The sequence below is a fragment of the Pseudomonas sp. D4-21 genome, assembly GCF_051132125.1.
Taxonomy (GTDB): domain Bacteria; phylum Pseudomonadota; class Gammaproteobacteria; order Pseudomonadales; family Pseudomonadaceae; genus Aquipseudomonas.
The window spans coordinates 5,515,621-5,538,319 of sequence record NZ_CP071664.1 but is presented as its reverse complement, the minus strand read 5'-3'; the positions used below and the strand labels follow the sequence as shown (position 1 = coordinate 5,538,319).

The following is a 22,699-nucleotide window of genomic DNA, read 5'->3' as shown; positions in this document are numbered from 1 at the left end:
CGCGGGTGTTGACTGTCAGTCCGCTATCGCGAGCAAGCTCGCTCCCACAGTAGCCTTGCGGTGTCAGAGCGGCTTGCTGCAAATACTCACGCCAAGGGTATGGCTGGCGTCCGGCAACAACGTCACCGCATCATCCATCACGTTGGCCGTCTCGATGCAAAGCATGCGCTGCCAGCCATCGTCGGCCATGTCGCTGAAGGCCTTGGCGCGCTCGGTCCAGGGGTTCCAGATCACCGCCGAGCGTGATCCGCTAGCGGTCAGTTCTATGCGTCGATTCCAATGGGGGTCGACGATGCTCAGTGTCGGTGGGGTATCGAGATAGATACGGTCGGTTTCACCGATGAAGCGCAGGTCGCCCGCCTGGGTGTGTGTATTCCAGTCGTCCAGCGTCTCGATGTAGTCCAGGCCGTCGACCCCGTCGACCTGTACGTTGCGCACATCGCTGACCGCGAAATAGCTGTGCAGCGCCTGGCTGAGGCTGACGGTCTCGCTGCCTCGGTTATGGCTGGTGAGGCGGATATGCAGTTGCTCATCCATCACGATGGTCAGCGTCAGGTCGACCTGATGGGGCCACCCAGGCAGCCCGTTTTCCGGGTAGGGCAGCACGAATTCGATTTTCAGGCGCTCGCCCACGGCCTCGATGCCTTTCAATTCCCAATCCATCGCTCGCACCAGGCCGTGGGCCGTGGCCGGTTCATTGCTGACGCGCATGGCCTGGATGCTGTCGGGGTTGCGGGTCAGGTTGCCGAACCAGGGCCAGCACACCGGCACACCGGCGCGGATGCTCTTGCCCGCCTTGAACGTAGCCTGGTCATTGAGCCAGATCAGCGGCGGCTGGCCATCCACCTGATAGCTGAGGATATGCGCGCCTTGCTGGGCCACCAGCAACTCGGCCTGACCGTGGCGGATGCGCCAACCGTTCAGTTCATCCAGTTTGACGGCTTCGACATTGGGCGTAGGCATGGGGCGCATCTCGTTCAGGAACATGGACTGCAATGGACCGCAAAACGGCCCCCGCGTTTAACGGGCGCGTGGTGGAACCGAGCGAGTGCGGCCACTGCCGTCGATGGCGACGAAGACGAACACCGCTTCGGTGACCTTGCGCCATTCGCTGGACAACGGATCATCGCTCCACACCTCGACCATCATCTGGATCGAGCTGCGGCCGATCTCCAACGCCTGGGTATAGAAGGACAACTGCGCACCCACCGCCACCGGCACCAGGAACGCCATGCGATCAATCGCCACGGTCGCCACGCGGCCGCCCGCCACCTTGCTGGCCATCGCAGTGCCCGCCAGGTCCATCTGGGACACCAGCCAGCCGCCGAAAATGTCGCCGAAGCCGTTGGTATCACGGGGAAGCGCGGTGATTTGCAGGGCCAGGTCGCCTTGCGGGATTGGATCTTCTTGTTCGAGCTCTATCATGCCGGGGGTGCCTCTGACCCGTAACTCTGTCTTGTCTTTCAGGTGAATAGCCGTCTTTGTAAAAAACGATTCAGCCCGAACTGCCACGTTCGTCACGTTTTTCGTAAAGGCGCGCCAAAGGGAAACTCTGCGAAACCGGCTGATCTTGTACTACATCACCAACGGCGTTTTCGCACAGCAACCCCTTACAGAGTGTCGCAAGGTTGCGAGTATATCGGGCGATAGACGTCGAGACGACCACTGGGTTCTGATTTTGACTGTCAATTACGCCCCTCTATGTGCTTTTTCGAACAATTTGCTATCGTGCCGAACCTGCCCGGGCTCTCATCAGTGTTGTCGGGCCGAGAACCGACTATAAGAGAAACCCTTGCCATGACCACTGCGCCTTCGAGCACGGCGACGCCCGCACAACCCGCCCGTCCGCTGACCCGTAACGACTACAAGACCCTGTCGCTTTCTGCCCTGGGCGGCGCGCTGGAGTTCTACGATTTCATTATTTTCGTGTTCTTCGCCACCGTGGTCGGCAAGCTGTTCTTCCCCGCTGAAATGCCCGAATGGCTGCGCCTGATGCAAACGTTTGGCATTTTTGCCGCTGGATATCTGGCCCGGCCGCTGGGCGGGATCATCATGGCTCACTTCGGCGACCTGCTGGGGCGCAAGAAAATGTTCACCCTGAGCATTTTCATGATGGCCGTGCCGACCCTGATCATGGGTTTGTTGCCGACCTACGCGCAGATCGGCATGTGGGCGCCGATTCTCTTGTTGCTGATGCGCGTGATCCAGGGGGCGGCGATCGGTGGCGAGGTACCGGGGGCCTGGGTATTCGTTTCCGAGCACGTGCCGGCGCGCCACATCGGCTACGCCTGCGGCACCCTGACCTGCGGCCTGACGGCGGGGATTCTGTTGGGTTCGTTGGTCGCCACCGCCATCAATAGCATTTATACGCCGGTGGAAGTGGCGGATTACGCTTGGCGAATCCCGTTCCTGCTGGGCGGCGTGTTCGGCCTGTTTTCGGTGTACCTGCGTCGCTGGCTGCACGAAACCCCGGTGTTTGCCGAACTGCAATTGCGCAAGGCCTTGGCCGAAGAAGTGCCGTTGCGCGCCGTGCTGCGCGACCATCGTGGAGCCATTGTCATTTCCATGCTGTTGACTTGGCTGCTGTCGGCCGGCGTCATCGTAGTCATCCTGATGACCCCGACGGTGTTGCAGACGGTGCACCACTTCAGCCCGACTACGGCGCTGCAGGCCAATAGCCTGGCAATCGTATTCCTGAGTTTCGGTTGCATTGGCGCCGGTGTATTGGCCGACCGCTTTGGTGCCGGCCGGGTGTTCGTGTTTGGCAGCGGTTTGTTGTTGATCACGTTCTGGACCTTCTATCACAGCCTGTTCACTCACCCTGAGTGGCTGTTCCCGCTCTACGCCTTGAGTGGCTTGCTGGTGGGCACCATCGGCGCAGTGCCCTACGTCATGGTCAATGCCTTCCCGGCCGTGGTGCGCTTCAGTGGGCTATCGTTTTCCTACAACCTGGCCTACGCAATCTTCGGCGGTTTGACGCCAATGATCGTGACCCTGCTGTTGAAAGAAAGCCCGATGGGGCCGGCGTATTACGTCGCGATCATCTGCGGCATCGGGATGGTGATCGGTGGGTATCTTTGGAAGAAAGGCCGCTAAGCGGCGCCGAACAGCCCTGTGGCGAGGGGATGAATCCCTTCGCCACAACATCCTGCAAACCTCAATGCTGGCCTTTCATCCAATTGTCATATTTCAGCCATAGAGTGTTCACACGGCTTCCCAATACTTGGCCGACTTAACACACCTATCTGCTAGGAGTAAGGCATGAAACTGAAGCGTTTGATGGCGGCAATGACCTTTGTCGCTGCTGGCGTTGCGACTGCCAACGCGGTTGCCGCTGTTGACCCTGCGATCCCGAGCTACACCAAGACCACTGGTGTGTCGGGCAACCTGTCCAGCGTCGGCTCCGATACCCTGGCCAACCTGATGACCTTGTGGGCCGAGAACTACAAGAAAGAATACCCGAACGTAAACATCCAGATTCAGGCCGCCGGTTCCTCCACCGCGCCACCCGCACTCACCGAAGGCACCGCCAACCTGGGCCCGATGAGCCGCAAGATGAAAGACAACGAGCTGCAGGCCTTCGAACAGAAGTACGGCTACAAGCCAACCGCTATCCCGGTTGCCGTGGACGCCCTGGCCGTGTTCGTGCACAAGGACAACCCGATCAAGCACCTGACCATGGCCCAGGTCGATGCGATCTTCTCCTCGACTCGCCTGTGCGGCGCCAAGGCTGACGTCAAGACCTGGGGCGACCTGGGCGTGACCGGCGACCTGGCCAACAAGCCAGTCCAGCTGTTCGGTCGCAACTCGGTGTCCGGCACCTACGGCTACTTCAAGGAAGAAGCCCTGTGCAAGGGCGACTACAAGCCAAACGTCAACGAGCAGCCGGGTTCGGCTTCGGTTGTGCAGTCGATCAGCAGCTCGCTTAACGGCATCGGCTACTCGGGTATCGGCTACAAGACCGCCAGCGTGAAAACCGTTGCCCTGGCCAAGAAAGAAGGCGGCGAGTTCATCGAAGACACCGAAGAAAACGCTCTGAACGGCAAGTACCCGCTGTCGCGTTTCCTCTACGTCTACGTCAACAAGGCGCCGAACAAGCCTCTGGCCCCGCTGGAAGCCGAGTTCGTGAAGCTGATCCTGTCCAAGCAAGGCCAGGAAGTCGTGGTCAAGGACGGCTACATCCCGGTTCCAGCCAAAGTTGCCGCCAAGGCACTGGCTGACCTGGGTCTGCAGGAAGGCGGCAACGTCGCCAAGCAGTAACACCTGAGCCCGGGCCAACGCCCGGGCTGCGGTGGGAGTGCAGACCACTTCCACCGCCCAATTTTCCCATCCGCTGCCGCTTCTAGCTGGCGGCGGATTTGTTGCGTCACTTCACTGTCATCTTTCTGTCATACAGGATCGCTAGGGTGTGCGCATGAATGATCTGGCCAACTCCACAATGACTACGACTTCCCCTCCCAAGCGCATTGACTTCAATACGCCTGAGCTGCAACGCAAGCGCCGCATTCGTGCGCTCAAGGATCGCCTGACCCGCTGGTACGTGCTGGTGGGCGGCCTCGCCGTCCTGGCGGCCATTACCCTGATTTTCTTTTTCCTCGCCTACGTGGTGCTGCCCCTGTTCCAGGGCGCGGACCTGACCGCCAAGGATTCGATCACCCCAGCCTGGATGCAAGACGCCGGCAAGCCGCTGATGATCGCCATCGAAGAGCAGAACCAAGTGGCCATGCGGGTCTCCGACAAGGGCCAGGCGCTGTTCTACAACCTCGACAGCGGTGCCGAACTGCGCCGCGTCGACCTGCCGGTTCCGGCCGGCGCCAGTGTGACGTCCATTGGTGAAGACCAGCCCGGCAGCCCATTGGTGGCGATCGGCCTGTCCAACGGCCAGGCCCTGGTGTTCCGCCACACTTATAAAGTCAGTTACCCCGATGGCAAGAAAACCATTTCGCCCGCGATCGAATACCCGTACGGCGAGGCGCCGATCGCGCTGAACGAGCAGGGCGCGGCTTTGGAACACGTCAGCCTCAACGCCACCGATTCGACGCTGCTGCTGGCCGGCTCCAGTGGCGCGCAGCTGTATGTGCTGTCGCTGACCAGCGAAGAAAACATGATGACCGGCGAAATCACCAGCGAGCAGACGCGTATCGACCTGCCGCAGATGACCGAGCCGGTGAAGAACATTTTCGTCGACCCGCGCCAGCAGTGGTTGTACGTGGTCAACGGTCGCGCCCAGGCCGACGTGTTCAGCCTGCGGGAAAAGAGCCTGAACGGTCGCTACAAGCTGCTGGAGAACGCCGATGCCCAAGTCACCGCGGCCGCCCAGTTGGTAGGGGGGATTTCGCTGATCATCGGCGACTCCAAGGGTGGCCTGGCCCAGTGGTTCATGGCTCGCGATCCGGACGGTGAATCGCGCTTCAAACAGATTCGTACTTTCCAGATGGGCAGCGCGCCCATCGTCGAGATCAGCGCCGAGGAACGCCGCAAGGGTTTCGTGGCCCTCGACACCGCCGGCAAGCTCGGCGTGTTCCACAGCACCGCCCACCGCACCTTGCTGGTGGACCAGGTAGTCGACGGCCAAGGTCTGTTCGGCATGTCCCCACGGGCCAACCGCCTGATCGTGGAGCAGGGCGGCAAGCTGCAACCGTTGATGCTGGATAACCCACACCCGGAAGTGTCCTGGAGTGCGTTGTGGAGCAAGGTCTGGTACGAAAACTACGACGAACCCAAATACGTCTGGCAATCGACCGCCGCCAACACCGACTTCGAACCCAAGCTGAGCCTTTCGCCGCTGACCTTCGGCACCTTGAAGGCCGCGTTCTACGCGATGCTGCTGGCCGCGCCGCTGGCGGTTGCCGCCGCGATCTACACTGCCTACTTCATGGCGCCGGGCATGCGCCGCAAGGTCAAACCGGTGATCGAGCTGATGGAAGCGATGCCGACGGTGATCCTCGGCTTCTTCGCCGGCCTGTTTCTGGCGCCGTACGTCGAAGGGCACCTGCCGGGCATCTTCAGCCTGCTGATGTTGCTGCCGATCGGCATCCTCGTCGCCGGCTTCGTCTTCAGCCGCCTGCCGGAATCCATTCGCCTGCGGGTGCCGGATGGCTGGGAAAGCGCGCTGTTGATCCCTGTGATCCTGTTCGTGGGCTGGCTCTCGCTGTACATGAGCCCGTACCTTGAAGCCTGGTTCTTCGGCGGCGACATGCGCATGTGGATTTCCCATGACCTGGGCATCACCTACGACCAGCGCAACGCCTTGGTGGTGGGCCTGGCGATGGGCTTCGCGGTGATCCCGAACATCTACTCGATTGCCGAAGACGCCGTGTTCAGCGTGCCGCGCGGCCTGACCCTGGGCTCTCTGGCCCTCGGCGCCACGCCGTGGCAGACCATGACTCGCGTGGTGATCCTCACCGCCAGCCCGGGCATCTTCTCGGCGCTGATGATCGGCATGGGTCGCGCGGTGGGCGAGACCATGATCGTGCTGATGGCCACCGGTAACACGCCGGTCATGGAGATGAACCTGTTCGAAGGCCTGCGCACCCTGGCGGCCAACGTGGCGGTTGAAATGCCTGAGTCCGAAGTCGGGGGCAGCCATTACCGCGTGCTGTTCCTGTCGGCCTTGGTGCTGCTGTTGTTCACCTTCGTCATGAACACCCTCGCCGAGCTGATCCGTCAGCGTCTGCGCAAGAAATATTCGTCGCTTTAAGAAAGGTAGAAGTCTGTGAAACAGAACTCCCTGAAAGGATGGTTCAAGAGCGGCGCCCCTGGCGTCTGGATCAGCGGTGGCGCGGTGTCCATCGCGGTCATCATGACCATTGGCCTGCTGGCGGTGATTGCCGTGCGCGGCCTCGGCCACTTCTGGCCGGCGGACCTGATCCACGCCAATTACAACGTGCCGGGCATGCCTGCGCACCTGGTGGTAGGCGAAGTCGTACAGAAAGAAGAAGTGCCTCGCGAGCGCCTGAAAAGTGCTGGCCTGCCGGTGCCGGACGAAGGCCCTGAGTTCATGACCCGTGAATTGGTCAAGGTCGGCAATCGTGACCTCAACGGCACCGATTTCACCTGGATCGTCGGCGACTGGCTGACCAACCAGACCACACCACCGGAGCTGATGGCCCTTGAGCGCCGCGAGTGGGGCAATTTCTACGGCTACCTGGTCAACGTCAAGGAACAAGGCAAGGTCATCGCCGAGGGCGAAGCGGCGTGGCCGCAGTTGCAGGCGCGTATCGAGCGGGTCAACCAATTGGCCGACGAGCTCAAGACCCTGGAAAAAACCGACATCGGCGCGATCAACGCTGGCCTGGAGCGCATCCGCCTGCACGGTCGCAAGCTGGAGCTGGACGGCAAGCTCGACGCCGCCGCCCAGGCCGACCTGGAAAGCGAACGCGCCGAACTCAACGCTCGCTACAAGGACATCGAGGCGCGCCTGGCCGACCTGCATGGCCAGTTCAATCGCGACAGCCTGACGGCCCGCGATGCCAACGGCAAGGAAGTGGAAATCGAAATCGGCAAAGTGGTGCATGCCTACCAGCCAAACGGCATGGGCACGCTCACCAAGCTGGGTTTCTATTTCAGCAAGGTCTGGGAATTCCTCAGCGACGATCCGCGTGAAGCCAACACCGAAGGCGGTATCTTCCCGGCGATTTTCGGCACCGTGATGATGACCCTCATCATGGCAATGATCGTGACGCCGTTCGGCGTGCTGGCGGCGGTTTACCTGCGTGAATACGCGCGCCAGGGGACGATGACCCGTCTGATCCGCATTGCGGTGAACAACCTCGCCGGTGTCCCGGCCATCGTCTACGGCGTGTTCGGCCTGGGCTTCTTCGTCTACGTGCTGGGCGGTTCGGTTGACCGACTGTTCTTCCCCGAAGCCTTGCCGGCGCCGACTTTCGGTACCCCAGGCCTGCTCTGGGCATCGTTGACCCTGGCGTTGCTGGCGGTGCCGGTGGTAATCGTCGCCACCGAAGAAGGTCTGGCAAGGATTCCACGTACCGTGCGCGAAGGCTCTCTGGCCCTCGGCGCGACCAAGGCCGAGACCCTGTGGAAAATCGTCCTGCCGATGGCGAGCCCGGCGATGATGACAGGCATGATCCTCGCGGTGGCCCGTGCCGCTGGCGAAGTTGCGCCGTTGATGTTGGTGGGTGTGGTGAAACTTGCGCCGTCGCTGCCGCTGGATGGCAACTACCCGTACCTGCACCTGGACCAGAAGATCATGCACCTGGGCTTCCATATCTATGACGTCGGCTTCCAGAGCCCGAACGTAGAGGCTGCCCGGCCGTTGGTCTACGCCACGGCGCTGCTGCTGGTGCTGGTGATCGCGATCCTGAACCTGTCGGCGGTGTGGATTCGTAACCACCTGCGCGAAAAGTACAAAGCACTGGATAGTTGATTACACATCGATTTCCTGTGGGAGCGAGCCTTCTCGCGATGGCATCACCTCGGTTCTAAAATCAGACCGAGTCGCCTGAATCGCGAGCAGGCTCGCTCCCACACATACACAGATTGGCCTGGCCACTCATTGGCCAACCGAACCGAATTTGTTAGCACAGGGAGCCTCCCATGCAACACGAAGCACACACACACGGCATCAACATGTCGGCCCTGGGCCGCGACAAGCAGAGCTTGAACCTGGCTCAGGAAACCGTCGCCATCGAAGTGCCCGGCCTGAACCTGTTCTACGGCCAGAAGCAGGCGTTATACGACGTCAGCCTGAACATCCCGAAACAGCGCGTCACCGCGTTCATCGGCCCGTCGGGCTGCGGCAAGTCGACCTTGCTGCGCACCTTCAACCGCATGAACGACCTGGTGGACGGTTGCCGCGTCGAAGGCGAGATCAACCTCTACGGCAACAACATCTACCGCAAGGGCGAAGACGTGGCCGAGCTGCGCCGCCGCGTTGGCATGGTGTTCCAGAAGCCCAACCCGTTCCCGAAAACCATCTACGAGAACGTGGTCTACGGCCTGCGCATCCAGGGCATCAACAAGAAGCGGGTCCTCGACGAAGCCGTGGAATGGGCCCTCAAGGGCGCGGCGCTGTGGGACGAGGTCAAGGATCGCCTGCACGATTCGGCCCTGGGCCTGTCCGGCGGTCAGCAGCAACGTCTGGTCATCGCCCGCACCATCGCGGTGGAGCCGGAAGTCCTGCTGCTCGACGAACCTTGCTCGGCACTGGACCCGATCTCGACACTGAAGGTCGAGGAGCTGATCTACGAGCTCAAGTCCAAGTTCACCATCGTCATCGTGACCCACAACATGCAGCAGGCGGCGCGTGTGTCCGACTACACCGCGTTCATGTACATGGGCAAGCTGGTGGAGTTCGGTGACACCGATACCTTGTTTACCAATCCGGCCATGAAGCAGACCGAGGACTACATCACAGGTCGCTATGGCTAGCCCTAGAGCCGCAAGCGTCAAGCTGCAAGCGGCAAGTAAAAAGCGATCCGAGTAACGACACACATCAGCTTGCAGCTTGAAGCTTGCAGCTCACAGCTTTTGCGGAGCAAAACCATGATTTCGAAGGAAGGCCTCACTCATCACATTTCCGCGCAATTCAACGCCGAGCTTGAAGAGGTGCGCAGCCACCTGCTGGCGATGGGCGGGCTGGTGGAAAAGCAGGTCAACGACGCGGTGACCGCGCTGATCGAGGCTGATTCCGGCCTGGCCCAGCAGGTGCGCGAGATCGATGACCAGATCAACCAGATGGAACGCAACATCGACGAAGAGTGCCTGCGCATCCTTGCCCGTCGCCAGCCGGCCGCTTCCGACCTGCGCCTGATCATCAGCATTTCCAAGTCGGTGATCGACCTTGAGCGGATCGGCGACGAAGCCACCAAGATCGCCCGTCGTGCCATCCAATTGTGCGAAGAAGGCGAAGCCCCGCGCGGTTACGTCGAGGTTCGCCACATTGGTGACCAGGTGCGCAACATGGTCCGCGACGCGCTGGACGCCTTTGCCCGTTTCGACGCCGACCTGGCGCTGTCGGTGGCGCAGTACGACAAGATCATCGACCGCGAATACAAGACCGCCCTGCGTGAACTGGCGACCTACATGATGGAAGACCCACGCTCTATCTCGCGGGTGTTGAGCATCATCTGGGTGCTGCGTTCCCTGGAGCGTATCGGCGATCATGCGCGCAACATCTCCGAATTGGTCATCTACCTGGTGCGTGGCACCGATGTGCGCCACATGGGGCTCAAGCGGATGAAGGAAGAAGTGGAGGGCACCCCGTCCGAAACCGCTAATGTTCCCGGTGAAACTGACGATAAGTAAGATTGCCAAGAAAAGCGCCCGGCCTTCTGGTCGGGCTTTTTTTTTGCGCTTTTTTTAGTCGAAAGCAGCACCCCGCGAACGAAAAGTCCCGGCGTGACTGAAGCTTTTTGGCAATATGCCATCAGTAAGGCGGTATGCTTGCCGGGATTTTTTAGAGGTGTATCTGGATGAGTAAGGTCAGTGTGTTGGTCGTGGACGATGCTTCGTTCATTCGTGACTTGGTGAAGAAGTGCCTGCGCAACTACTTCCCAGGTATCCGCATTGAAGACGCGGTGAACGGCAAGAAAGCCCAGGCCCTGCTGGCCCGTGAAGCGTTCGACCTGGTGCTGTGCGACTGGGAAATGCCGGAGATGTCCGGCCTGGAACTGTTGACCTGGTGCCGCCAGCAGGACAACCTCAAAGGCATGCCCTTCGTGATGGTGACCAGCCGTGGCGACAAGGAGAACGTGGTCCAGGCCATCCAGGCCGGCGTATCCGGCTACGTCAGCAAGCCTTTCACCAATGAACAGCTGCTGACCAAGGTCAAACAGGCCCTGAACAAGGTTGGCAAGCTCGACACACTCATGAACAGCGCGCCGACCAAGATGAACTCGGCGTTTGGCAATGACTCCCTCAGCGCCCTGACCGGTGGCAAGCCCCCGACGGCGGCTGTTGCGTCGGCCCCCGCCGCCCCTGTGCCCGCCCCAGCTGCTCCAGCCCGTGGTTTGCTCAACAGCCCGCCGGTCAAGGCACCGGCCGCCACCACTTCGCCGACCAACCGTGGCCAAGGCCAGTTGCGCCTGTCCAGCGGCACCCAGCAATGCGTGATCAAGGCCCTGAGCCTCAAGGAAGCGCTGCTGGTGGTCAAGCGCACCGATACGCTGCCGCAAGTGCTGGAAAGCTCGGTACTGGATATGGAACAAGGCGACAACGCCGAGACCGCTCGTCTGAACGGCTACCTGCACGCCATCGTCGCCCATGAGCAGACGCCCGACAGCGAATGGTTGCAACTGACCTTCCGCTTCGTCGACAAAGACCCGCAGAAACTCGACTACATCTCCCGCCTGATCGCCCGCGGCACCGCCCAGAAGCACTTCGTACCGGGCGCCTGATACGGCGGCGCCCCTCAGTCCGCTTTCGTCGGATCGCCGCCCGGAGCAAGCTCGCTCCCACACTGATCTGTGTTTGTCACAAAATTTGTGTCCGCAGCAGATCCCTTGTGGGAGCGAGCCTGCTCGCGAAGAGGCCATCAGCTCCAACACCGACCGCTGATCCATTTTTGAAACATCTGCCGACTACGCTGGTCCATCCCAGCTGCTAGGCTGCTTTGCAGGCCTTCATTTCGACAGAATTCTTGCCCATGCTCGTGCCGTTGTTGTTCGCCTGTGGTCTCGTCCTGGCCGCCACCCCGGCCCTGGCCATGACCATCTACAAATCCACCGATGCCAATGGCGTGGTTTCCTATAGCGACCGCCCCAGCAAAGGCGCCCAGGTGTTCGTGTTCCGTGATCGGATGGTCGAACGCCTGGAGCGGCAGGTGTTCCTCGATATCAAGAAGCAGAAGGGCGCGGACGCGGTTTACGTGCGCAATGACCTGTATGCGCCCGTCGAGATCGAGCTGAGTTTCGTCGGGTTGCGCAACGTCAGCGGGGCGCCGAGCCGGCCGATTCGTCGGGTGATGCCAGCGCGCAGCAACCTGCGCCTGGCGCTGCTCACCGCCACCCGGCCCGGCAGGCCCCTCGTGTACACCCCAAGGTTCGAATATTCCCTGGGCGACCCGGCAGGCACCGCGCAGGCGTATCGCTACCCGCTGCCCTGGGTCGGCGGGCCGTTTCGATTGAGCCAGGGTGCCAATGGCCAATACAGCCACTACGGTCCCAAGAACCGCTACGCCATGGACATCGCGATGCCCGAGGGCACGCCGATCATCGCGGCGCGGGGCGGCGTGGTGGTCAAGACCGAAAACTCGCAGACCGGACGCGGCACCGACCCTTCCGGCAACTTCGTGCGCGTGCTGCATGACGACGGGACCATGGGTGTCTATCTGCACCTGCAAAAGGGCTCGGTGAGCGTACGGGAAGGGCAGCGGGTGGCGGTCGGTACGCCGTTGGCGCTCTCGGGAAACACCGGCAACAGCTCCGGCCCGCACCTGCATTTCGTGGTACAGCGCAATACCGGGTTGGGGCTGGTGTCGATTCCCTACCAGTTCAACCAACCGGTGGGCGACCTGCCCAATTTTGCGGTGGGTAAGCAGTAGACGTTCGCGGGGGCTTTTCGTGGCGAGGGAGCTTGCTCCCGCTGGGCCGCGAAGCGGCCCCAAAAGCGACGACTGCTGCGCCCGAAGCGTCGGACCGGCCGAGCGGGAGCAAGCTCCCTCGCCACAGGAGGCCCGCCGGGACGGTCAATCGAGCATCAACACCTTCGCCAGGATGATCTTGGGCCCCTTCATCTTCTTGATGATGATCCGCAGGCCTTCGACTTCCAGCACTTCTTCCTCTTCCGGCACGCGCTTGAGGGTTTCATAGACCAGCCCGGCCAGGGTCTCGGCTTCGATGTGGTCCAGGTCGATCCCCAACAGGCGTTCGACCTTGAACAGCGGCGTGTCGCCGCGCACCAGCAGCTTGCCCGGCTGGTAGGCCAGGATGCCGCGCTCGGCCTTGCGGTGTTCGTCCTGGATGTCGCCCACCAGCACTTCCAGCACGTCTTCCATGGTCAGGTAGCCGATGATGTTGCCATCGGCCTCTTCGACCACGGCGAAGTGCGAGCCGCCCTTGCGGAATTGTTCCAGTAATTGCGACAACGGCATGTGCCGCGACACGCGCTCCAATGGCCGGGTCAGTTCGGCCAGGTTGAACGATTCGGGAATGTGATCCAGGGCCGCCAGTTCCAGCAGCAGGTCCTTGATGTGCAGCAGGCCGACGAACTCCTGGCGCTCGCTGTCGTACACCGGATAACGGCTGAACTTGTGGCGGCGGAACATCGCCAGGATTTCCTTGAGCGGCGCGTTGAACTCCAGCGTCACCAGGTCTTCCCGGGAGTTGGCCCAGTCCACCACTTCCAGCTCTCCCATTTCCACGGCGGAAGCCAGCACGCGCATGCCTTGGTCGCTTGGGTCCTGGCCACGGCTGGAGTGCAGGATCAGCTTCAACTCTTCGCGGCTGTAGTGGTGTTCATGATGAGGCCCGGGCTCGCCTTGGCCGGCGATGCGCAGGATGGCGTTGGCGCTGGCATTGAGCAGGTAGATCGCCGGGTACATGGCCCAATAGAACAGGTACAACGGCGCGGCCGTCCACAAGGACAGCAGCTCGGGTTTGCGAATCGCCCAGGATTTGGGCGCCAGCTCGCCGACCACGATGTGCAGGTAGGAAATGATGAAGAACGCAGTGAAGAACGACACGCCCTTGATCACTTCCGGCGACTCGACACCGATCGCGCCCAGCAACGGCTCGAGGATATGGGCGAACGCCGGCTCACCGACCCAGCCCAGGCCCAGGGAGGCGAGGGTAATACCCAGCTGGCAAGCCGACAGGTAGGCGTCGAGCTGGCTATGGACAGTGCGCAGGATATGCCCACGCCAGCCATGCTGCTCGGCGATGGCCTCGACCCGGGTCGAGCGCAGCTTGACCATGGCGAACTCCGCCGCAACGAAAAATCCGTTGAGCAGGACCAGGATCAAAGCAAAGAGAATCATGCCGAATTCGGCGAAGAGCGTAACGAGGGACAAGCCAGGGGAAGGGTCCATGATGGAGTTTTGCAGGTTCCGTAAGTGCGTAAGGTTCGAAATCAGTGCCTGAAAAGGCAGGCATAAGTCAGCCAATGTAGCGGCTGACTTGGCGATTGCCTAGAGGGAAGGGCTGGTCGGCGTCACTCGTCGCGGTTGGGGAGGCGCGCGCGAACCACCTGTGCTGGAGCGAAATGGCAGGTGAAGGTGCTGCCGTGACCGGGCACGCTGCTGATTTCCATGCGTGCACGGTGGCGCAGCAAGACGTGTTTGACGATGGCCAGTCCCAGCCCCGTGCCGCCGGTGTTGGAGTTGCGGCTGGAGTCGACCCGGTAGAAGCGTTCGGTCAGGCGCGGCAGGTGCTTGCTGTCGATGCCGATACCGGAATCGCGCACGCTCAGGTGCGCGCCCTGTTCATCGCCCCACCAGCGGACGTGGATCCGTCCTTGTTCTGGCGTGTACTTGACCGCGTTGAACACCAGGTTGGAAAACGCGCTGCGCAGTTCCGCCTCGCTGCCTTTGAGCTGGACGGCCGGGTCGGCTTCGAGGGTGATGGCCTGTTGCTTGGGGCCGGACAGTTCCTGTGCATCCTCGACGATGATCTGCAGAAGTTCGTCGATGGGTACCGGCTGGTTGTCCGACGGGTAATCGGTGGCTTCCAGTTTCGCCAGCAGCAGCAAATCGTTGAGCAAGGTCTGCATGCGCCCGCCTTGTTGCTGCATCTGCTGCAAGGCCCGGCTCCAGCGCGGGTTCACTTCCTCGACGTTGTCGAGCAAGGTTTCCAGGTAACCGCAGATCACCGTCAGCGGGGTACGCAGCTCGTGGGACACGTTGGCGATGAAATCCTTGCGCATCTGTTCCAGCTGATGGATGCGCGTCACGTCCCGCACCAGCATCAAATGCTCGTTGTTGCCGTAGCGGGTGATGTAGAGCTGGATGCGCAATCGATCGTTGGTGGGCGAAGGGATTTCCAGGGGTTCGGCGTAGTTGTCCTGCTCGAAATATTCCTTGAACCGCGGATGGCGAACCAGGTTGGTCACCGGTTGGCCACTGTCCTGGGGGGTCTTGAGGCCCAGCAGGGTTTCGGCGGCGCGGTTCCACCACTCCAGGTTGCCTTCGCTGTCGAGCATGATCACCGCGTCTTTGAGCGCCGCGGTGGATTCCTGGACGCGGTCGATCACCGCTTGCAGGCGGCCACGAACGCGCTGGTCGCGCCGTTGCAGATGATAGATGCTATCGAACACCTCGCCCCATAAGCCGTAGCCGTCGGGCGGGGCTTCGTCGGGTTGGTGCAGGCGCAGCCACTCATGCAGGCGCAGCAATTGCTTGAGGGTCCAGGCAAGGTAAAGCGCCAGCCCCACGGCCAGGCTCCAGCCGTAATATCCGGTGATCAGGCCGATCAACAGGCATCCGGTAACCAGCAACAACATATGGCGGATGAGGGTGCCATGCCAGTTTTGATTCACGTCAACGCGCGTCCTTGTCAGCTTGTCGGGCGGTAAGGGCTCGTATCAGGCCTTTGTCGAGAAACGATACCCGGTGCCGCGCACGGTTTGTACCAGATTCTCGTAGGCATCGCCGAGGGCCTTGCGCAGGCGCCGGATGTGTACGTCCACGGTGCGTTCCTCGACGTACACGTTGCCGCCCCAGACCTGGTCCAGCAGCTGCCCGCGGGTGTAGGCGCGCTCCTGGTGGGTCATGAAGAATTGCAGCAGGCGGTATTCGGTCGGGCCCATCTCGGCGGGCTTGCCATCGATGGTCACCCGGTGGCTGATCGGGTCGAGCAGCAGGCCGCCGACTTCGATGGGCGCTTCGCCATCCGTCGGCCCGGCGCGACGCAGCACGGCCTTGAGGCGCGCCACCAGTTCCCGAGGGGAAAACGGCTTGGTGATGTAGTCGTCGGCGCCGACTTCCAGGCCCTGGATCTTGTTGTCCTCTTCGCCCTTGGCGGTGAGCATGATGATCGGGATGTCACCGGTCAGCTCATCGCGCTTGAGGCGCCGCGCTAGCTCGATGCCTGACGTGCCGGGCAGCATCCAGTCCAGCAAAATCAGGTCGGGCTTGCGGTCGACGATGATGGCGTGGGCCTGTTGGGAGTTCTCTGCTTCCATGCAGTCATAGCCGGCCATCTCCAACGCAACGGCGATCATCTCGCGAATGGGCGCCTCGTCGTCGACGATCAGAATGCTCCTGCCAACCATGGGTTAATCCTCTTGTCATTTAACTGTCTTGCGCCGCATTAGATAACGGAATTATTGCAGTCGTGTGACAGTTATTTCCTGAGGCGGCAGCAAAGGGGATCCTGGACTACGCTTTGAGTCCGAATCCTGACAACTGCAAAGGAAGGTTTCCATGACGCGCGTGAATGTTTCTCTCAAAGCCCTGCTGATATCTGCTGCCCTGGTTCTGCCTGGATTGGCGATGGCTGCCGAGCCTGCAATGGAGAAGGATGGCATGTTCACTGACCACAAGGGTATGACCCTTTATACCTTTGCCAAGGACTCGGCCGGCAAGTCCGCATGCAATGGCCAGTGCGCGGTTAATTGGCCGCCGCTGATGGCCGAGAAGGGAGATGAATCCAAGGGGGACTGGACCGTGATCAAGCGTGACGATGACTCGATGCAGTGGGCCTACAAGGGTAAACCACTGTACACCTTCGTAATGGACAAGAAGGCCGGAGACATGACTGGCGACGGCAAGATGGACGGTGCATGGAAAGTGGCCAAGACTAAATGACCTTCGGCGTTCAGATTGCGCTTGTGGAAGCTTGCTCCCGCTGGGCCTGTCCGACACTTCGGGCGTAGCGGCCCCACAATCCAGCGGTCGCTGCGCTACCGAGCGGGAGCAAGCTTCCTTGAACAACATCGAGCCTTCACGCCACATTGACGTCCCGCTCACGGCTTTTTAACCGACGCCGCCGGAAACTGACCGCCTTAGCCCCCGTGGTCTTCCGGTCGCCGCCCCATGCTCAAGTTCCGCCTTCACCCCGTGTCCTGCCTGGTTCTGCTGCTGATGCTCGCCGCCCCCGCAACCCAGGCTGCGGAGACGACGCAGGCGCGGCCTGCCGAATGGGCCCAGCCGGTGGGAAAGCAGTACAACCTCTACCAGATGTCCCCGACGCTATACCGCAGCGCGTTGCCGGATGAAGGCGCCGTCTCCCTGCTAAAAAGACTCAATATCGGCACGGTCATCAACTTCTTGCCCGATTCGGATGCCAGTTGGCTGGCGGCTCCGGGCATCGAGCGGGTTCAATTGCCTTATCGCACCAATCACGTCGACGACAGCGATATTCTAAAGGCACTTCGAACCATCGAGGATGCCGAGGCTCATGGCCCGGTGCTCATGCATTGCAAGCATGGCTCGGACCGCACCGGCTTAGTGGCCGCCATGTACAGGATTGTCGTCCAGGGCTGGAGCAAGGAGGACGCGCTGGACGAGATGACCGAGGGCGGCTTCGGTGACAGTCACTCTTTCAAGGACGGGGTCCGCTACGTCATGCGGGTTGACGTGGAGAAACTGCGCACGGCATTGAAGAACGGCGATTGCAGCACCAGCGTTTTTGCCCTGTGCTCGCTCAAGAGCTGGGTCAACTCGACGACGACGGCGCATCATCTCGACCCTCAGACGCTTGTTCCTTCCCGTTGATCGGTCGCCTGCAAGAAATCCGCGATGGACTCGGACAGTGGTCGTGAATCGCCGCGTTCCAATATCGTTTCGCGCAGCGCCTTGCCGGTCTCCCGGTCGAACAACCCGTTGCGCTTGAACCGCTTGAATACAGTCATGGCCAGGTTCCGGGACCAGGCGTAGGCGTAAATCCCGGCGGCGTAGCCCGTGACCATGTAATCCAGGCCATTGGGCCAGCGTTCGTTCGCGAACACCGGCAAGTGGCCAACTTGCCTGCGGACCTGGTCGAATACTTGCTGCGGCGTTCGCCCGTCGCCATGGCTGCGGTGCAGTTCCATGTCGAATAACGCAGCGCGCAGGAACGTCGCTACGTCCCAACTGGTTTGGGTCTCAAGATACGTCAGCAATCGGTCGGCGACGTGGTCCGGCAACGGTGCCCCGGTCTGGTGGTGCTTCGATACCCGGATCAGGAATGGCTTGGACAAGCACCACTGTTCGAACAGCACCCCAGCGAACTCGGCGGCGTCCCGGCTGAGCTCGCCGATCCCTGACACGTCGCGGTATTCGGCTCGGCTCAACACATGGTGCAAACAATGCCCCAACTCGTGAGAGAGCATTCGTAGCTGACGATGGTCCAGCAACAGCGGGCTCGTAGCGGAACCTTGTGGCAGCCAGCCATTGAGCACGGCGATAGGATAACGAGGCCGGCCCTCGGCGGTGATGCGGCGGTTTCGCAGGGTGCTGGTATTGGGGAAGCCATTCTGGCCCGCATGTTCGAAGGGATCGAAATAAAAATAGCCGAGGGTTTCGTCTCGCTCGCTGACTTCGAAAAGACGCACCTGCGGGTGCCAGGTCGTCACGTCCGCACGTTCGATGATATCCACGCCAAAGAGGTCCCGGGCGACCAGCAGCAACCGTGCGAACGTCGGCTCCAACGCAAACCAGGCGCTGACGTCCTGTTCCGAAACGCCGGCCGTCTTGCGACGAAGCTGTTGTGCCAGGAATTGATAGTTCCAAGGTTCCACACTGCTGAAGCCTCGGGTCCTGGCAAATGCCTGGAGCTGCTTCTTGTCGTTGTCGAACGATGTTTGTTGCTGTTCGAGCTGCCCGTTGAGAAACGACAGGACTTCCTGCGGCGACTGTGCTTGCTCTGGCTCGATCGCCATCTGCGCATAATTTGCGTAGCCGAGCAGCGTCGCGAGCTCATGACGATCCCTGACCAGCTGGCGCAGCACTTCGCCGTTGTCGAAAACCCGAGCGTGGGGGCCTTGGTCCGACGCGCGTGTGCTATAGGCGACGTACATCTGCTTGCGCAGAACGGGATCCTCGGCATAGCGGGTGACGATGCGAAACGACTCGTCGTTAAGGGTTAGCAACCAACCGGACAGGCCCTGTTTACGTGCCTGCTCGGCCATCTGCTGCTTGAACGAAATCGGTAGGCCGCTCAATGCCGCTTCATCCTGGAAGGCCTTGCGCCAGGCTTTGTTTGCTTCATGCAGGTGTTCCAGGAACAAGTTCCGCGCACCCAGGATACGTGACTGTAAATCGTCCACGGCGTCCTGCGCGGCGGAGCCCATGCCGTCCCGGCGCCATTGCCGCAGGATTTTATTCAGCGTCCTCTTCCTGATTGGGGAAAAGTGCGCGGCGATCTCGCTGTCTGCCAGGCGTTGGTAAAGTTGAAACAATTGGGTATTGCGCAGCAGCGATCGCTGGAAATCATCCAGGCGCTCCTCGCAGTCGAGTGAAGCCCGCGCCCAGGCCTCGCCACTTCTGGTGGATGCCATGCGGTCCAGTACATAGCCGAAGCCTTTCAGTCGCCCATGGATTTCGTCCATCGCCAGCACCAGGTCGTCCCAGGTCGGGAAGGAGGCCTGGGTCTCGATGATCTCGGCGACCTTGGCCCGGCTCTCGGCAAGAATCTGGTCAAGGGCCGGGGAGAAGTGTTCGGCCTGGATCTTCGAAAAGGGCGGCAGGTCGTAAGGCTGCAGCAGGGGGTTATCAGCGTGTTGCATGGGGGCTTCCTGTCAGTCGGACGTGTCAGGTCAGTCTGATCAGGAAAGGGGGCAACCTTGCGGTAACTATGTATCGCTTCCGGGCCGAACGGCCCGGAAGGTGATGCCGAAGATGTCAGTCGTTTTTTTTCTTCAATTTCGGGTTGGGAAAAAACTGCACCGCCTGGACTTTCGCATCGGGCGTCTTGAGCGCCGATGTGTTGACCCGGGTGCCCAATTCCTTGGGCACCGACAGGCCTTGCTCGTTGAGCGTGTCGGAATAACCGCAGGCCACGCATTCGCGATGGGGCACGCCGTCTTCGTTCCACATCATCAACTTGTCCGGCTCGCTGCACGCGGGGCAGACCGCCCCGGCAATAAAGCGTCGTTTGGTAATCACAGGCCCCTCGCTCATGCTGCCGCGTCCTCGCTCAGGCCGCTATGACGCAAGAGTGCGTCAATCGACGGCTCGCGGCCACGGAAGTCGACGAACAGCACCATTGGCTCCTGGGAGCCGCCGCGCGCCAGGATCGCTTCGCGGAAGGCGCGACCGGTGTCGGCGTTGAGCACGCCGTCCTCTTCGAACTTGGAGAACGCATCGGCAGACAGCACTTCCGCCCATTTGTAGCTGTAGTAACCCGCCGCGTAGCCGCCAGCGAAGATGTGCGCAAAACTGTTGGGGAAGCGGTTGTAGGCCGGCGGACGCATCACCGACACCTCGTCGCGCACGCCTTCGAGCACTTCCAGTACGTTACGGCCGTCGCCGTGGGTGGCGTGCAGCTCGAAGTCGAACAGCGAGAACTCCAACTGGCGAACCATCATCAGGCCGGACTGGAAATTTTTCGCCGCGAGCATTTTCTCCAGCAGGTCCTGGGGTAGCGGTTCGCCGGTTTCATAATGGCCGGAAATCAGCGCCAGGCCTTCGGGTTCCCAGCACCAGTTTTCCATGAACTGGCTAGGCAGCTCCACGGCGTCCCAAGCCACACCGTTGATGCCGGACACGCCGGCATGTTCGACGCGGGTCAACAGGTGATGCAGGCCATGGCCGAACTCGTGGAACAACGTGGTGACTTCGTCGTGGGTCAGCAGCGCCGGCTTGCCGCTGTCGGCCGGGGTGAAGTTGCACACCAGGTTGGCGACCGGGCTTTGCAAGACGCCGTCGACGGTGCGGCGGCGATCACGTGCGCCGTCCATCCAGGCGCCGCCACGCTTGTTGGCGCGGGCATAGAGGTCGAAGAAGAACCGGCCGACGTGCTGGCCGTTTTCCTTGATCTCGAACAGGCGCACATCCGGGTGCCAGCTGTCGAAGCCCTTCAGCTCGGCGATCTCGATCCCATAGAGGCGCTGCACAATGGTGAACAGGCCGCTCAGCACGTTATCGATCGGGAAGTAGGCGCGCAGGGCTTCCTGGGCGACGCTGTAGCGCTGCTGGCGGAGTTTCTCGCCATAGAAGCCGCTGTCCCAACTTTGCAGGTCGGGGCAGCCCTGTTCGGCGGCGAACGCTTTCAGTTGCTCCAGGTCCTGGGCGGCAAACGGTTTGCTGCGCTTGGCCAGGTCACGCAGGAAGCTGAGCACCTGGTCGCTGGACTCGGCCATCTTGGTCGCCAGGCTCAACTCGGCGAAATTGGCGAAGCCCAGCAGGTGGGCCAGTTCCTGGCGCAGGTCGAGGATCTGTTCCATCACCGGGCCGTTGTCGTTCTGACCGGCGTTCGGGCCCTGGTCCGAGGCGCGAGTGCAGTAGGCCGCGTAGACTTCTTCGCGCAGGGCGCGGTCTTCGGCGTAGGTCATCACGGCGTAGTAGCTAGGGAATTCCAGGTTGATCAGCCAGCCATCCAGCCCTTTGGCCTGGGCGGCGGCAGCCATTTGCGCCTTGGCCGAGTCGGTCAGGCCGGCGAGGGCGGCCTCGTCCGTGACGTGCTTGGTCCAGGCCTGGGTCGCGTCGAGCAACTGGTTGGAAAAGCGGCTGCCCAGCTCGGACAATTTGCTTTGCACTTCGGCGTAGCGCTTCTGCTGCTCGGGCGGCAGGTCGATGCCCGACAGGCGGAAATCGCGCAGGGAATGTTCCAGGATGGTTTTTTGCGCCACATCGAAACCGGCCGCCTCGGGGCTGTTCGCCAGGGCTTCGAAGGCCTGGAACAGCTCGCGGTTCTGGCCCAGTTCGGTGGAGTAGGCACTGAGCGCCGGCAGGCATGCCTCGTAGGCTTCGCGCAGTTCGGGGCTGTTGCGCACGGCGTTCAGATGGCTCACCGGGCTCCAGGCCGCGCCGAGGCGATCGTTGAGCTCGTCCATCGCCAATACCAGGCCGGCCCAGGTAGGCTGCTTGACTTGGGTCTTGAGAATTTCGGCGATGGCGGCACGGTTGTCAGCCAGGATCTGCTCGATGGCCGGTTGCACGTGTTCGGCGCGGATCGCCGAGAATGGCGGCAGGTCGTAGGGCTGCAAAAGAGGGTTGTTCACGCTCACGGTTGACACCTTCGCTGGAAGAAACATCGGCCCATCTTAATTACAATCGGCGTTCACCGCAGCTAGCAGCGCCTATCACCCGATAAGAGAGAGCCTATCGTGACCCTTCGCACGTACCAGAATCACAGCCCGCGGCTTGCCCGTGGGGCTTTTGTCGACAGCACCGCGGTGGTGATCGGCGACGTCGAAATCGGCGAAGACAGCTCCGTCTGGCCGCTGACGGTCATCCGCGGCGACATGCACCGCATCCGCATTGGCGCGCGCACCAGCGTCCAGGACGGCTGCGTGCTGCACATCACCCACGCCGGCCCGTTCAACCCCGATGGCTTTCCGTTATTGATCGGCGATGACGTGACCATCGCCCACAAAGTCATGCTCCATGGTTGCGCCGTCGGCAGTCGAATTCTGATCGGCATGGGCAGCATCGTCATGGACGGCGCGGTGGTCGAGGACGACGTCATCATCGGCGCCGGCAGCCTCGTGCCGCCGGGCAAGCGCCTGGAGAGCGGCTTCCTGTACGTCGGCAGCCCGGTGAAACAGGTCCGCCCCCTGACCGACAAGGAACGCGCATTCTTCACCTACAGCGCGGCGAACTACGTAAAGCTCAAGGACCTGCATCTGGCCGAAGGCTACGACCAGCCCTGAACCGTCCCGC

General features: G+C 61.5%; 19 protein-coding genes. 11 read left to right on the top strand and 8 right to left on the bottom strand.

Going from position 1 to position 22,699, the window contains the following annotated elements:
• Positions 1 to 63 precede the first annotated feature (63 nt).
• Together J3Q04_RS25105 and J3Q04_RS25100 are read right to left on the bottom strand one after the other, a co-directional pair.
• Positions 64 to 963, bottom strand: a complete 900-nt coding sequence (locus J3Q04_RS25105; RefSeq protein ID WP_434608796.1) for a D-hexose-6-phosphate mutarotase — start codon at positions 961 to 963, stop codon at positions 64 to 66.
• Between the two features lie 57 nt (positions 964 to 1,020).
• A complete protein-coding gene (locus tag J3Q04_RS25100) occupies positions 1,021 to 1,425 on the bottom strand; it encodes an acyl-CoA thioesterase (RefSeq protein WP_030139126.1) in 405 nt (134 codons plus the stop codon).
• 372 nt (positions 1,426 to 1,797) lie between these two features.
• Between J3Q04_RS25100 and J3Q04_RS25095 the strand changes: the two genes are divergently transcribed.
• The 8 genes from J3Q04_RS25095 to J3Q04_RS25060 all read left to right on the top strand — a co-directional run bounded on the left by J3Q04_RS25095 (position 1,798) and on the right by J3Q04_RS25060 (position 12,502).
• Positions 1,798 to 3,096 (top strand): MFS transporter, encoded by a 1,299-nt coding sequence (locus J3Q04_RS25095; protein ID WP_420767109.1) that lies wholly within the window; start codon positions 1,798 to 1,800, stop codon positions 3,094 to 3,096.
• A 165-nt stretch (positions 3,097 to 3,261) separates the two neighbouring features.
• On the top strand, positions 3,262 to 4,260 hold the full coding sequence (locus tag J3Q04_RS25090; protein WP_053127032.1) for a phosphate ABC transporter substrate-binding protein PstS: 999 nt from the start codon (positions 3,262 to 3,264) through the stop codon (positions 4,258 to 4,260).
• Between the two features lie 406 nt (positions 4,261 to 4,666).
• Positions 4,667 to 6,700 carry an ABC transporter permease subunit gene (locus J3Q04_RS25085; RefSeq protein ID WP_434611693.1) on the top strand — a complete coding sequence of 678 codons (2,034 nt, stop codon included), beginning with the start codon at positions 4,667 to 4,669 and terminating at the stop codon, positions 6,698 to 6,700.
• Between the two features lie 15 nt (positions 6,701 to 6,715).
• On the top strand, positions 6,716 to 8,386 hold the full coding sequence (gene pstA / locus J3Q04_RS25080; RefSeq protein ID WP_420767112.1) for a phosphate ABC transporter permease PstA: 1,671 nt from the start codon (positions 6,716 to 6,718) through the stop codon (positions 8,384 to 8,386).
• Between the two features lie 170 nt (positions 8,387 to 8,556).
• On the top strand, positions 8,557 to 9,390 hold the full coding sequence (gene pstB / locus J3Q04_RS25075; protein WP_420767113.1) for a phosphate ABC transporter ATP-binding protein PstB: 834 nt from the start codon (positions 8,557 to 8,559) through the stop codon (positions 9,388 to 9,390).
• 114 nt (positions 9,391 to 9,504) lie between these two features.
• Positions 9,505 to 10,266, top strand: a complete 762-nt coding sequence (phoU, locus tag J3Q04_RS25070) for a phosphate signaling complex protein PhoU (protein WP_030139132.1) — start codon at positions 9,505 to 9,507, stop codon at positions 10,264 to 10,266.
• Between the two features lie 167 nt (positions 10,267 to 10,433).
• Positions 10,434 to 11,357, top strand: a complete 924-nt coding sequence (locus J3Q04_RS25065; RefSeq protein WP_420767114.1) for a response regulator — start codon at positions 10,434 to 10,436, stop codon at positions 11,355 to 11,357.
• A 248-nt stretch (positions 11,358 to 11,605) separates the two neighbouring features.
• A complete protein-coding gene (locus J3Q04_RS25060; RefSeq protein WP_420767115.1) occupies positions 11,606 to 12,502 on the top strand; it encodes a peptidoglycan DD-metalloendopeptidase family protein in 897 nt (298 codons plus the stop codon).
• Positions 12,503 to 12,646: 144 nt separating this feature from the next.
• Here J3Q04_RS25060 and J3Q04_RS25055 read toward each other — a convergent pair whose 3' ends face one another.
• The 3 genes from J3Q04_RS25055 to phoB all read right to left on the bottom strand — a co-directional run bounded on the left by J3Q04_RS25055 (position 12,647) and on the right by phoB (position 16,167).
• Complete coding sequence (locus tag J3Q04_RS25055; protein ID WP_420767116.1) at positions 12,647 to 13,987, bottom strand: hemolysin family protein; 1,341 nt, start codon at positions 13,985 to 13,987, stop codon at positions 12,647 to 12,649.
• Positions 13,988 to 14,109: 122 nt separating this feature from the next.
• A complete protein-coding gene (phoR, locus tag J3Q04_RS25050) occupies positions 14,110 to 15,396 on the bottom strand; it encodes a phosphate regulon sensor histidine kinase PhoR (RefSeq protein WP_420767174.1) in 1,287 nt (428 codons plus the stop codon).
• Between the two features lie 81 nt (positions 15,397 to 15,477).
• Entirely contained in the window at positions 15,478 to 16,167 is a 690-nt protein-coding gene (gene phoB / locus J3Q04_RS25045) for a phosphate regulon transcriptional regulator PhoB (protein WP_003177195.1), read from the bottom strand.
• 151 nt (positions 16,168 to 16,318) lie between these two features.
• Between phoB and J3Q04_RS25040 the strand changes: the two genes are divergently transcribed.
• Both J3Q04_RS25040 and J3Q04_RS25035 read left to right on the top strand, forming a co-directional pair.
• A complete protein-coding gene (locus tag J3Q04_RS25040; RefSeq protein ID WP_434608800.1) occupies positions 16,319 to 16,702 on the top strand; it encodes a COG4315 family predicted lipoprotein in 384 nt (127 codons plus the stop codon).
• 228 nt (positions 16,703 to 16,930) lie between these two features.
• The gene (locus tag J3Q04_RS25035; protein WP_434608802.1) at positions 16,931 to 17,611 is read left to right on the top strand and encodes a dual specificity protein phosphatase family protein; all 681 of its coding nucleotides are present in this window, start codon (positions 16,931 to 16,933) and stop codon (positions 17,609 to 17,611) included.
• Here the strand turns inward: J3Q04_RS25035 and J3Q04_RS25030 are convergent.
• The 3 genes from J3Q04_RS25030 to prlC all read right to left on the bottom strand — a co-directional run bounded on the left by J3Q04_RS25030 (position 17,587) and on the right by prlC (position 22,071).
• Positions 17,587 to 19,602, bottom strand: a complete 2,016-nt coding sequence (locus J3Q04_RS25030) for a M3 family metallopeptidase (RefSeq protein WP_434608805.1) — start codon at positions 19,600 to 19,602, stop codon at positions 17,587 to 17,589. The two genes, J3Q04_RS25035 and J3Q04_RS25030, sit on opposite strands and share 25 nt — an antisense overlap.
• A gap of 115 nt (positions 19,603 to 19,717) precedes the next feature.
• Positions 19,718 to 19,996: a YheV family putative zinc ribbon protein gene (locus J3Q04_RS25025; RefSeq protein WP_434608807.1), complete on the bottom strand. Its 279-nt coding sequence runs from the start codon at positions 19,994 to 19,996 to the stop codon at positions 19,718 to 19,720.
• Positions 19,993 to 22,071 (bottom strand): oligopeptidase A, encoded by a 2,079-nt coding sequence (gene prlC / locus J3Q04_RS25020; RefSeq protein ID WP_434635351.1) that lies wholly within the window; start codon positions 22,069 to 22,071, stop codon positions 19,993 to 19,995. The genes J3Q04_RS25025 and prlC overlap by 4 nt, the downstream gene beginning before the upstream one ends.
• 72 nt (positions 22,072 to 22,143) lie before the next feature.
• Between prlC and J3Q04_RS25015 the strand changes: the two genes are divergently transcribed.
• Complete coding sequence (locus tag J3Q04_RS25015) at positions 22,144 to 22,689, top strand: gamma carbonic anhydrase family protein (protein WP_420767122.1); 546 nt, start codon at positions 22,144 to 22,146, stop codon at positions 22,687 to 22,689.
• Positions 22,690 to 22,699 lie beyond the last annotated feature (10 nt).

Coding starts and splice junctions, on each gene's coding strand:
- phoB (WP_003177195.1), bottom strand. CDS start 16,167: ATGGTTGGCAGGAGCATTCTGATCGTCGACGACGAGGCGCCCATTCGC.
- J3Q04_RS25065 (WP_420767114.1), top strand. CDS start 10,434: ATGAGTAAGGTCAGTGTGTTGGTCGTGGACGATGCTTCGTTCATTCGT.
- J3Q04_RS25060 (WP_420767115.1), top strand. CDS start 11,606: ATGCTCGTGCCGTTGTTGTTCGCCTGTGGTCTCGTCCTGGCCGCCACC.
- J3Q04_RS25035 (WP_434608802.1), top strand. CDS start 16,931: ATGCTCAAGTTCCGCCTTCACCCCGTGTCCTGCCTGGTTCTGCTGCTG.
- prlC (WP_434635351.1), bottom strand. CDS start 22,071: ATGTTTCTTCCAGCGAAGGTGTCAACCGTGAGCGTGAACAACCCTCTT.
- phoU (WP_030139132.1), top strand. CDS start 9,505: ATGATTTCGAAGGAAGGCCTCACTCATCACATTTCCGCGCAATTCAAC.
- J3Q04_RS25040 (WP_434608800.1), top strand. CDS start 16,319: ATGACGCGCGTGAATGTTTCTCTCAAAGCCCTGCTGATATCTGCTGCC.
- J3Q04_RS25085 (WP_434611693.1), top strand. CDS start 4,667: ATGCAAGACGCCGGCAAGCCGCTGATGATCGCCATCGAAGAGCAGAAC.
- J3Q04_RS25100 (WP_030139126.1), bottom strand. CDS start 1,425: ATGATAGAGCTCGAACAAGAAGATCCAATCCCGCAAGGCGACCTGGCC.
- J3Q04_RS25025 (WP_434608807.1), bottom strand. CDS start 19,996: ATGAGCGAGGGGCCTGTGATTACCAAACGACGCTTTATTGCCGGGGCG.
- J3Q04_RS25055 (WP_420767116.1), bottom strand. CDS start 13,987: ATGGACCCTTCCCCTGGCTTGTCCCTCGTTACGCTCTTCGCCGAATTC.
- phoR (WP_420767174.1), bottom strand. CDS start 15,396: ATGTTGTTGCTGGTTACCGGATGCCTGTTGATCGGCCTGATCACCGGA.
- J3Q04_RS25030 (WP_434608805.1), bottom strand. CDS start 19,602: ATGCAACACGCTGATAACCCCCTGCTGCAGCCTTACGACCTGCCGCCC.
- J3Q04_RS25090 (WP_053127032.1), top strand. CDS start 3,262: ATGAAACTGAAGCGTTTGATGGCGGCAATGACCTTTGTCGCTGCTGGC.
- pstB (WP_420767113.1), top strand. CDS start 8,557: ATGCAACACGAAGCACACACACACGGCATCAACATGTCGGCCCTGGGC.
- J3Q04_RS25095 (WP_420767109.1), top strand. CDS start 1,798: ATGACCACTGCGCCTTCGAGCACGGCGACGCCCGCACAACCCGCCCGT.
- J3Q04_RS25105 (WP_434608796.1), bottom strand. CDS start 963: ATGCCTACGCCCAATGTCGAAGCCGTCAAACTGGATGAACTGAACGGT.